The 10803-nt window shown below is 68.6% G+C and carries 5 protein-coding genes and 1 pseudogene; 1 reads left to right on the top strand and 5 read right to left on the bottom strand.

All coding sequences use genetic code 11. The features are described 5' to 3' along the window. Nucleotides 1-170: 170 nt before the first annotated feature. A complete protein-coding gene (locus ACIBH3_RS35470; RefSeq protein ID WP_396316244.1) occupies nucleotides 171-938 on the bottom strand; it encodes an NUDIX hydrolase in 768 nt (255 codons plus the stop codon). A 307-nt stretch (nucleotides 939-1245) separates the two neighbouring features. On the opposite strand from ACIBH3_RS35470, the gene ACIBH3_RS35465 reads away from it, so the two are divergent. Next, complete coding sequence (locus ACIBH3_RS35465; protein WP_396316243.1) at nucleotides 1246-1632, top strand: hypothetical protein; 387 nt, start codon at nucleotides 1246-1248, stop codon at nucleotides 1630-1632. A 19-nt stretch (nucleotides 1633-1651) separates the two neighbouring features. On the opposite strand, the gene ACIBH3_RS35460 is transcribed toward ACIBH3_RS35465, so the two are convergent. From ACIBH3_RS35460 to ACIBH3_RS35445, 4 genes and pseudogenes are all read right to left on the bottom strand, one after another. Next, nucleotides 1652-4243: a hypothetical protein gene (locus ACIBH3_RS35460; RefSeq protein WP_396316242.1), complete on the bottom strand. Its 2592-nt coding sequence runs from the start codon at nucleotides 4241-4243 to the stop codon at nucleotides 1652-1654. Beyond that, a complete protein-coding gene (locus ACIBH3_RS35455; RefSeq protein ID WP_396316241.1) occupies nucleotides 4240-5643 on the bottom strand; it encodes a hypothetical protein in 1404 nt (467 codons plus the stop codon). Before ACIBH3_RS35455 ends, ACIBH3_RS35460 begins: the two co-directional genes overlap by 4 nt. A gap of 25 nt (nucleotides 5644-5668) precedes the next feature. After that, nucleotides 5669-8653 carry a CHAT domain-containing protein gene (locus ACIBH3_RS35450; protein ID WP_396316240.1) on the bottom strand — a complete coding sequence of 995 codons (2985 nt, stop codon included), beginning with the start codon at nucleotides 8651-8653 and terminating at the stop codon, nucleotides 5669-5671. Nucleotides 8654-8989: 336 nt separating this feature from the next. Next, nucleotides 8990-10404, bottom strand: a pseudogene (locus ACIBH3_RS35445) (NF041680 family putative transposase). Nucleotides 10405-10803: the final 399 nt, after the last annotated feature.

The following is a 10803-nucleotide window of genomic DNA, read 5'->3' as shown; positions in this document are numbered from 1 at the left end:
GCCCGTCACGGACGGCAGCGGATCCCCGGTGAAGATCGGCCCGATGGGAAGCGCCGGCCAGGGCGAATGACCACAGGCGCCCCGCGTGGCGCCCGGGCGCAACTTCAGTACGAGGGGAAGGCCACACGCCGGGTCCCGGCGCCTGCATCGCCACGAGCAGTCGCTGCACTTTACGGCAGAGCCCCGGCAGCAGTGGCGAACGCGTATGCGGCGAGGGTGAACCCGTCTGTGATCTCCCCGCTCTTGATCATCTTGCGGAGGACGTCCGGGCTCACCGGACGGACTTCATCGATCCCTTCCTCCGCGGCATGCTCGGCGATTGCCACTTCAAAAGCGCTGGCTGGGATGTGGGCCAGGTAGACGTCGTCGGTGGTTGCGCGCAGCCCGCTGTCGCCGTTGACCGCGCCGAGCCGATCAATCCTCTCGACCCGGCATCCCAGTTCCTCCGCCAGCTCGCGGCGGGCGGTGTCAGAGCCGTCGTCGCTGCCCTCCGCGAAGCCTCGGGGGATCTCCCAGTGCCAGCTTCGGTCGGCGTGCCGGAAGTGGCGGATGAGCACTACCCGGCCGTCTGAGAGAAGTGGCAGCACGGCGGCGCCGACTCCGTCCTTGGCACCGCAGAGCCTGATGTACGCTCCGCGCCGCCCCGACCGGAAGCGGACGGCGTCGCGGAGCAGCACGATGAAACGGTCGCTGTATACCACGCCGATGTCCGCATCCTCCTCCGGCAGGTCGCGACGCTTGTTGTCGGCAGCACTTTGGTCAGCCACGAACTCCTGGTCAGCTGTGTCCAGAAGGATCTCGTAGGCGGCGCCCGCCGGATTCGTGAATAGGTGAGGCCGTTCGGCCACCAGCCGCTGATAGGCCGCCAGTCGGTCGCGGCGTCGCTCTTCCTTCAAGTCAGCTACCCTTCTGTGTTGTCCGCTCTCGTCAGTAGTCACGACGGTATACTCCGTCAGGGCCCGGTATACGTCAGACGGGGGTCAGTGTGCTGGTGATCGGTGTGATCGGCTTCGGCACTGTCATCGGGTGGTGTCTGGCAGTCCGGCGCGATCCGCACGCGGCGCTCTGGCTGGGGCGGACTGCCACTGCCGCAGCAGCAGCCGCGGTCGCCTTCCTCACTGCCGGTCCTGACGGCCCTGCCACCGCTGCCGTCGGCGTGGCTTTGGGGGTCGGTCTGCACTTCCTCCTCCGTGTTCTCGTGCGGCGCTCGATTGCGGGGGCAGCAATCAAATCCAGGAGATTCAGGTGACATTCGTCGAGTTCGGAGCACTGTTCTTCGGCATGGTTGTCGGCTGGCAAGCCTACTTTGTGAACCGGTACCGCTCCAAGGTCGCGATTACGGATCTCGCCGCCATCGTGGGAGTCATCGGCGGGGGCACCATCCTGACGCTCTTCCCGGAAAAGACGCGACTGTTCGCAGCCTACGGAATCGGCCTCGCCATCGGCTTCTTCGGATACTTCCTGCTGCTGCTCATCCTGGTGTGGCGGAGCAAGGACGCGGATGCGACGGAGGCGCGCCGCTGGACCATGGAATGGTTCCTCGACGGCCGGCGGCCGGAGCTGAAGCAGTGGCAGATCGCGTCGGACGGCAGTCGTGCCATGGGGCGCGAAGAAGCCCCGACGCTACGGTGACGCGCTGAAGGGAAGGTTGTCACACCTTCTTCATCCGCAGATGCGGCGGTGCGTAGGCGACGTAGATCAGACCGAGTGGATTCCCCCTGGAGAGCAGTGCCAGCCGGGCGGTACGCATGGCGTGGGCGATCGAAGCTTGCCTGTCGATGAAGTGGTGAAGCACGGACTCGGCGAACTCAGCTGCCAGGGACTCATAGGTGATGATCTCGGTGCCGATCAGACCCGAGGCGCGAGCGCGCCGAACGAAGGCGTCCACGAAGGTCATAGCATGGCGGGGCTCGACGGCGGCGGTGCGGCACCCGTTCAGAAAGACCAGTGGCCGGGTGTCCGGCCAGAACATGTCGTCCGCGATCTGCTCGTAGGAGATCGCCGCCGTCAACGGGCCGCCGATCAGGAGGACCGGGATACCCCTGACCAGGTCGCCGTGGCAGTAGAAGTAGACGAGCTGCGGGGCCGTGCTGCCGCGCAGCTCCGCCAGCAACTCCTCACGGTCAGTGTGGATTCTCCCCTGGTACCGCGCCCGCATCATCGTCGTGTGATCGCCAGCGAACTCATCGGCGATTCCGATGACGCTGCGAGGCTGGTCTGTGTATGGAATGTAGGGGGCACCGTGCGCCGGGACGAGCGACGTCTCCTGAAGAGTTGACGCGGTCGACTGCGGAAGCCCGATGGCGTGACGGTAACCCCAGAAGCCGCTGGGGCACACGACCGACCTGACGCCGTACCGGGGGCAGTTGCCCTGGAAGCAGGGGCTGCTCGCCGGATCGACACCGGTTCGCAAGGCGTCGAGGGCGACCCGGCAGACACTCAGCGCCTTCAGGCCGCAGTCCAGCGGGTGGTCGTAGAAGAGCGCTGCCGGAACGACCATCCTGCTGCTCACCTTGTTAGCGATCTCGATCACGCCGGGTCTGCGCAGCCGGGCTTGCAACTGCTTGATGGGCGAGGCGGTGCCAGCCGGGGGGAGTCCCGCCTCAGCGAAACCCCCGCCGATAGACGCCCACAGCCGGTATCCATTGCACGCCAGATCGATCAGGTCCTCGGTGTAGTCCACCGGCAGGCCGTTGTCATATCGGAAGGGCGGACCGGAGCTCCCCGCATCGCTGCTTCCCCAGGACGCCTTTCGGAGCGCACCCCTCGCATTGTCGATGTGGTTCTGGAGCTCGCCCTCGCCAAGGATGGCCTGCGCCTTGATGTCATCCCCTCCCCAGAAGCGGAAGGCGTGGGTGCCGTCACCATTGTCGTTGACGAAGACCGACACGGTGAGCGGCCGGAGTTCGGCCAGCGTGAGCGGATCGAGTGCGGTGCCGGAAGTGTAGTCGACCTGCGCCGCCAAGGCGTACGCCTGGATCGGGGCCCCATCTTTGACCTGCATCTCGACAAGGCGCGACTGCAGCAGCGTCTGACGGTGGTAGAGGTGGCAGCGCAGCCGGTACCTGCCAGAGCGCTGGGGCGTGCGGATGGGAAAGAACAGGCGGGCCCCGAGGACGGGGGCGCCCGCAGGCGCGCTGTGGATCTCGACCTGCCCGTCCTGGTACAGCGCGAGCCGGCCGATGTCCCGCCCCTCGGAGATCTCGATGTGGCCTTCGAAGGAGAAGAGCACCACCGTCAGGTCGCCGATGGGCATCACCACCGGATCGGAGTCCGTTTCGATACTACCGGCTGCCTGCTCCCCGCCGATCTCGAACCAGAACAGGTAGTCCGTTCCCGGTTCGAGGCAGCGATCAGCGGATAGCGGGACCTCGGGCTGAGCGGTCTCTGCCACACCTGTGCTGACGTGGCGGCTCAGCTGCCCAGGAGCCTCGTCGCCGAGCAGATCCGGCGGGCCGGACAGGTTGTCCTCGAGTGTCGACGGGGATGCGGGGTCCAGTTCCTCGAAAGGGAACCACGGGACGGGGCCCGGCGGGTAGGCCCGCGGTCGGACCTCAAGGCTCTCGGCGAGACGTGAGATGACCCGGTGGCAGACCTCCTCCACCATCGCCGTGCTGAGGCGTGCGGCAATGTGGTCAGCCTCCGGGAAGCTTGGATGTGATGCCTCGAGCTCGACTGCCGCCGACGGCCACGGAGCCCATACGCGTGCGAGTTCGGTGAGCCGGCGGCGCCACCGTTCGTCGAGCTGGCCCGCAAGCTCGACGATCCGCATCCGGCTCTGCTCCTCGAGGAAGGGCGCGGCCCTGGCAGCCAGCGCCGTCGCGTACCAGCCGACTTCCGCACGCACCGCCTCCTCCACCGCCGCAACCGACCGCCACCGCATGTCGGCGATCACGGGACCGGGCAGAAAGGGCATCAGGTACACGACTTCCTGGTCGGTGAGTTCGTGCAGAGCCGTGTCGTGCGGCAGCCCGAGTCTGCCCAGCCCGTCCGCTTGCGAGTTAGGAGCTTGGGGTAGGACGGACAGGTACTGCCTGGCGCCCCGGGCGGCGGACCGCTCCTGAGCGGCATCGCTGATGACCGGCCATTCCGTGTGAGGTGCCATGCCGCCGGCCGACGCCGCCAGCCGGACGGCTGCCGGCAGGTCGGCAGGGGAGCAGTGGGATGCCAGCCAGCCGAGCAGCGAGGGTTCCGGCAGCTCCGGCCGGTCTGCGGAGAGCAGCAGTTCAAGGTTGTCCCTCACCCGTCGAGCCCCTGTCCCATGCGGAGCGACCGCGCCAGGTCGGACAGGTACTCACCTGCGGCGAACGACCGGTTCAGCTCCTCCTCCGTCAGTTCTCCCAGGCCCATGGTCTGCACGCAGCCGTTGTCGCTGGAGCTCACGGGGACTGCCAACCGTCCGCGTTCAACCGCCACCACCTGCGGCAGCCCTGTCTGCAGTTGGGCGAGATGGGACGCCCATGCGTGCTGCAGCTCCCGGTCAACCGGCCTGCGCCGGGCCAACAGCCGGTCCAGGTCTTCGCAGGAGTCCTGCCATGCCGGGCGCCGCTCGTCGTCGGCTACCAGCGCCCAGTACGCGTCGAACACCTTCCGCAGCGGAGCGGCCGTCAGGTTGGGCACCGTCTCTGCCGCAGCGAAGATGCCGGCCATGCGAGGAGAGGGCCCGATCCCTTCCCGCTCCTGACGGTCGTGATGTGCCTCGCGGGTGTCGTCGATCAGTGCCATGGCGAGGGCGTTAACGTGCTTCAGCTCATCCCGGCCGTCCACACGTGGAACTGACGACATGTAGTCGAACCGTGCGCACGCAGACTCCGCCAGCATGGCGTTGTACAGGGTGTCGACCAGCTCCCGCAGCTGATCAGCCATTAGCGGATCCCGATCGGCCAGGTCCGCTCCGCCGTGCACCCAGCCGCGGTTGACCGCAGCGGTCCCGTACTTGCTCTGCGCTACCTTACTGCTCACTGCTGCCTGCAGCCGCCGGGCATCCGGTTCCGGGCAGTGGTGTTCGGCGGCCAGCTCCACGAGCCTGCCTTCGGGCAACTCGACCAGACGGGTCACGTAGGCTGCCAGCGAGATGCGCGGATTGGCGGCATCTCGGCTCCGGTCGAACTCCGAGAAGTAAACGTTCAGTCTGCGGAGCAGCTCGAGATACCGGCTCAGCTGCTCGTTCCCGCTGATCTCCGCTGGTAGGCGCCTCTTCGCACCGCCGCCGTGCTCCCGCGTCAACGCGTCGGCCAGAGCGTGCCGGACCGAGGGCAGCTGGTCGATCGGCTGCCATGCGGAGAGCTTGAAGTAGTTCTTGGAATCAGGATCGGAACGGCGCAGCTGGTCGGAGCAGGCTGCGAAGAAAGTGGGTTGGTTGAAGCGGTGCAGCACGAACGGACGTGCCCGGGTCAGCTCGGCCCGCCCGGTGCCTGATGCGGTTTTCACAGCCTCATGCCAGGTCTCCAGGACGACATCGGCGAGGTCGAGCATGCCTCGGGAGTCGAAGGCGTAGGTGTGGTTGACGGACAGCGACCGTCCCAGCAGCAGGCTCACGACGGCTTCGGCCTGGGCCTGGGCGAGGTTGGGGTGGTCGTCGGGGTCTGCGGCGGTGGCGCGGGTGGAGTCGAAGGACTCATGGAATACCAACCTGTCGGGCATGGCTACCTCCGGTGGGTAAGAATGCTCAGGTGTGGTCGGTCGGCGGGAACAACGAACCGTTCGAGCCGGCCAGCAGATGCAGCAGCGGTACTGCGGGGGCGCCAGGCTGCCCGGTGAGCACGTAGTGCCGCAGCGCCTCGGCGAAGGCGAGGTCCACCGGCACGCCAGCCAGAACGTGGGCGGTCAGCTCCTCGACCAGCGGCTGGACGGTGTGGCTGTACACGGCAGTACGCATCCCGACCACCGCTTCCACGCCACGACGCACGATCTCCCGGCCCAACGCCGCCGAGCTGCACCCCACCAGGATGACCAGACGCGGTCCGGTGGCGGCGATGCAGTGGGCCATGTCCGCCACCGGGACGGGCCGCGCCTCCAACGGGAGAACCACCCCGCCGCGCCCCGAGTGCGCCCACAGGTGGACGATGTCGGCTTCAACGAGGGTGCGGTCGAGGTCGGCCGTCGTCCGCACGACCTGCGGCATACTGCTGACCAACCGGACGCTGCTGCGGCGGGTGCGGCGTCGCATCTGGTCGTACGCGTCGTCGACCCTGCCCAGCAGGGGATCGTCCGTCCGTACCACCAGCATCCGAGGTCGGCCCGTGTGCTGGCCGGAGCTGGCGCGGGCTGTCCGCCCGCAGCTCGCCGTCACCACGCGGACCATGGTGACGGGAGGGCTAGCGAACCAGGTCAGCGGCGCTGTGGAGGGGTGGAGCAGCTCCCAGGGGTGATCGACGAGCGGACCCTCCTCGATCAGCCAGTCGAGCCGGACTGGCCGCTCGGGTGCCTCGCCACGTGCCCTGTCGATCTCCCGGTCGAGCCCGGCGAACCACAGCTGGTCCCCAAGCTGCCCGCCGAGATGAACGGCGTCCGACAGCGCTTTCACCCCGTCGCCTCCGGCATCCCTCTGGAGCCGGGCGAGCTTCGCCGCGGGAAGGAGGGCGCCCGCACCGCCAGGGAACGAGATCCGGCAGAAGTCGCTCCCCTCAGCGGCGACACGCAACATCACTGTGCCCGGCGCCTCGGGGACCTCCCGGGGGTCGCTGCGGTCGTAGCCGGCGACCCGTCCACGGCCGGCGGCGATGATCCGCTCCGAAGCGGCCGCCACCACTGAGAACTGGCCAGGGACCTCGCTCACCACGACGGGCTCGCCTCGTGTCCCGGCATCGGCCTGTCCGAAGACCACCACTCCCTTGTCGGGGTAGGCCGCCACCAATTCACCTCTGTCGTTCGCGACCACCGACGCCGCACCGGGACGGAGCCAGGCATACCGCTGGCTGCCGCGGGGCGACAGCACAGTGGCTACGGGGTCCGCCGCAGCCAGCATCAGCAGCTTCTTCTCCGGGAGATGCGCCAGCAGTCGGTCTCCGGCTTCCTCGTGCACCCAGGGCTGGCCGTCGGGCCCCAGCACAACGACGGTGCCGTTGTGGTCCAGCGCCGCCAGGGAGCGGTCCGCACAGACCGCGATGTCCCGAACGGGTGCGTCGAACTCCCACACCGTGGTCTGCCCGTCGTCGTCTTGGCGGACCAGCTGAGTATTCCGCCCGAACACGGCCCTCCCGCGCCAGACAGCAACCGCGAGGCACAGCCGGTTGGAGAGCTGGCGCGGGATCTCGGGCGGGCGCCACCAGTAGGCGCCACCTTGGCTGGCGACAAGCCAGCCCCCTCGGTGCCGGACCAGCTGGTGTACTGCCCCCGGCGTGTGAGCAGGTGTCCACTGTGATGCGACGCCTCTCGCGTCGTACTGCCATAACAGGCCGAGCAGGGTGCCAGCGGCGGAGAGACCGCGGTCGTCCGGAGCCAGGCCGAGCGCAGTGATCTCGTCGGCGGCTTGGAAGGTGGGATCGTCGCTGCCAGATCGGGCCATATCCCACTGCACAAGGTCACGGCCGTGAGCGGTGACCAGGAAGCGATCACTTGCGAAAGCCAGAGCGGTGATCCGGCTCTCGGCTCCCAGCTCGTCAGGTTCCGTGCCCGACACCGGTGACGCAACACGGACGTGCTGATCCGCCCCGGCGGTGGCGAGTCGGCCGTCGGGCGACCAGACCATTTGGCGGACACCGTGGTGGAGCCAAGCCGTACGGACGGCTCCGGCATCGAGGACCCGCACCGACGCATCCCCGTCCAGGGCGAAGGCGAGCCGACCGTCGGCCGCCCAGGCGGCGCAGCCGACCGTGCCTCCGAGGCCGTGCTCGATGTGTACGTGCCAGCCCCCACCACCGCGGACCAGGACGGCCGTCCAGCCGTCCTTCCAGGCCACTCTGATCCATCCAGCAGCCACGGCGACGGCGACTACCTTGGACGGCCGGCGCACCGGCAGCCCGGCCCACCGCCCCCCTGGCTCACACACCCGGATGACTCCCCGTTCGTCGCCGCAGACCACAAGCCCCTCCGCACTGACAGCCGCAGCGCTGACACCCGCTGCATGCGGAAGCTCAGGCCAGGGCGAGCCGCCCCCCGGGCCGCGGCACCAAGAATGGGCGTGCGCGCCCGCCGCGAACAGCCAGTCCTGGTTGGCTGCCACCGTCCACACCGCTTCGCGCATGGCGCCGGCCCTCGTGGTGCCGCCGTCCGGAGTCCATGCCTCGACCTCCCCGGTGTCGGTGCCCAGGCAGATTCCCTCCCTGCAGCCTGCCATCGTCTGGACGCCACCGGACGCCCGCCCGTCAAGCCGGACCCTGCCGTCGCGTGATCGGGACGACCAGCGCATGCGGAGGTGCGGCAGCCGCGACGCCGTGAGCCAGGCGACGGCCCACCGCTCGACCTCCGGCATCCGCCACTCAACCGCTGTCTCCAGGACCACCTGCGCATGCCTGACGTGGAGCGGCGCCGTCCCGGACTCGGGCGGGGCAAATCCTCTGGTCCGCGCGGACGCGTATCTGAGAGCCAGGGCGAGGTCTCGCGCCGAACGGGCAGCATCCGGCGCCGAGTCAAGCAGGCCGAACAGGGCCGGCACGTCGATGTCAGCGTTCCCGTCCTGCCACGGCAAAGGCAGGCTGCCCTCGAACGTCATCCGCGAATCCCCCGGTCCCAGGCACCTACACGTGCCAGCCGATACTCGGAACGTAGCCGAGGCCGAAGCGATATGCGATAAGAACAGGACTTCTGCAGCAACCCGGATCGCCCGCACGCCCTCCGCGGCACCAGTCGTGCATCAGCCGACGCCGCCAAGGCCGGCAAGGTGCCCGCAGAGCTCGGCAACGCATGCCCATCATCTCCAGGCCATCCAGTGGCGGCATGTCATGCCCTGCTCCATCTTGCGCTCCTTCCCATCCCATTGCATCTGAGCTTGTCGTTTTACCTCCGGTGATCATCTTCTGTCGCGTTCGAATCATCGCCTGCCTGTTCGCTACTGGTTGGTGACCAGCGCGAGTCCGACGTCGTAGTCAGGGGCTCGGCGGTGGTTGGGCCGGCCGGGTGGGCGCCCGGGCCCGGGTCGGGAGGGTCTCGCAACAGCCGCCGGGCAGGGCAGGGTGGTGCGGATGTTGCGGAACCCGCGCCTGACTCGGGCGGGGGTGAGGCGTTCGGCGGGCTGTGGCCGTTCCCAGGGACGGCGTAGGTCGGCGGACAGCCGCCTGGCGAGGCGGAGTTGGGTGTGGACGGCCAGGACCAGGCGAGTCCAGCGGTCGGCCGCGGAGGGTTCACGCAGTTTCGGGCGGGTCCAGCCGAGGGTCTGCTTCAGGAAGCGGAAGGTGTGTTCCAGGTCGAAGCGTCGCAGGAACGCGTGCCATGCGGTGTCGGTGTCCGCGCCGGAGGGCGTGGGACCGGAGAACCACAACCACACCGGCTTCGGGGTGCCGCCGGAAGGCAGGTGATCGACGTCGAGGCGGATCAGGGTTCCTCGACGATGGGTAGTTGGCCCTGATAGTCGCTCCAGGCCGAGCGGCGCCAGATGCGCGGGTGCAGGCGGTGCCAGGCACGGACGCGGGCGGTGCCGTAGCGGCGGGTCGTGTGCTTGCTGTCGCTGTCGGGCTCGTGCCAGGTGGTGGAGTCGGCAAGCTCGAACCGGGCTCCGTGACGCGGGGGCTGGCCGCCTTTCGGGCCGATGCGGTGGTCGTCGGGCACGGGATTGAAGAAGACCCGATCGGAGCGCATCCGCACCACGACCTGGACGGGCAGGTCCCGCAGGAGCCAGGCCAGGCGCGGGCCGTCGTAGCCGGCGTCCGCCACGATCAGTACCGGCGGGTCGCCGATCTTCCAGTGTCCGGCGTTGAAGACGCAGCGCAGGACCTCGCGGAGTTGGGCGGCGGTGACGGCCGCGGTGTCGGCACCCGGTTCCAGGCGCTGTGCGTCCAGGAGGGCCGTCCAGGAGGTCGAGCCTTGTTCCAGGGCGGCGACGAATGAGTAGGGCCAGCCGGGCACCATTTCGTGGGTGTTCTCCCGTCGGCCGTAGGTGTGGCAGAAGGAGCGGGCGTCGCTCGTGTTGGCGTCCGGCCGCAGCCAGGCGGTCACGTCGACGGCGAGCACGATCCGTGCGCCGGGGCCGCGGGGAAGGCTGCGGGCCGCGATCGCGCACCGCAGGCGGTCCGCATCGAGATCCCCGCGGTTCAGGGCGGCGTAGAGGGAGGCGTGCGAGCGCCGGTGCTCGGGCGCCAGGGCCAGCTCGACCAGGGCTCGGACCGGCCCGTCAGTGCACAGCAGGGCGTCCGACAGCTCGAAGAGTGCATCCGCACGACGGGGCATCGCGGCGTACAAGTCCATTCGAAAGGACGACAGTTCCGCGATTGCCCGCTGGCGAACGGCCTCAGGGACCACAATCGACACAGACGACCTCCGGCTCCGTTGTGCGACTCGACATCACACAGCGTGAGACGGAGGTCGTCGCCCTGTCCGGCAGATCCCCATGTGGGTGACCAGATCGAACAACCTCAAGCCGATCACCGGAGGTAAAACGACAAGCTCACACATCAAGCCAGGGCTCAGGAAGGTATGTCGGACCGGTGAGAACAGCCAAGCAGGTCTCTGACCAGCAACCACAGCCGGATCGCCCGAATGGGCCCGGACCCGGACGCTGAACGCCTAGCATGCACCAGCAGAGCACCCGACCGCTGACCCTCAGCTACGGGCTGGCCGACTCACCGACCGGGCTGCTGGCCTGGATCCTGGAGAAGTATCGGGCGTGGACCGACTGCGGTGGCGACCTCTCGTCCCGCTTCAGCGACG

The organism is Kitasatospora sp. NPDC050543, assembly GCF_044457565.1.
In the GTDB taxonomy this organism is placed as follows: domain Bacteria; phylum Actinomycetota; class Actinomycetes; order Streptomycetales; family Streptomycetaceae; genus Kitasatospora.
Note: the sequence above shows the minus strand (reverse complement) of the source record. Positions and strands in the feature narration are given on the sequence as shown.

Excerpts from the sequence above, each read along its gene's own strand:
- ACIBH3_RS35450 (WP_396316240.1), bottom strand. The coding sequence starts at position 8,653 with ATGACGTTCGAGGGCAGCCTGCCTTTGCCGTGGCAGGACGGGAACGCT.
- ACIBH3_RS35455 (WP_396316241.1), bottom strand. The coding sequence starts at position 5,643 with ATGCCCGACAGGTTGGTATTCCATGAGTCCTTCGACTCCACCCGCGCC.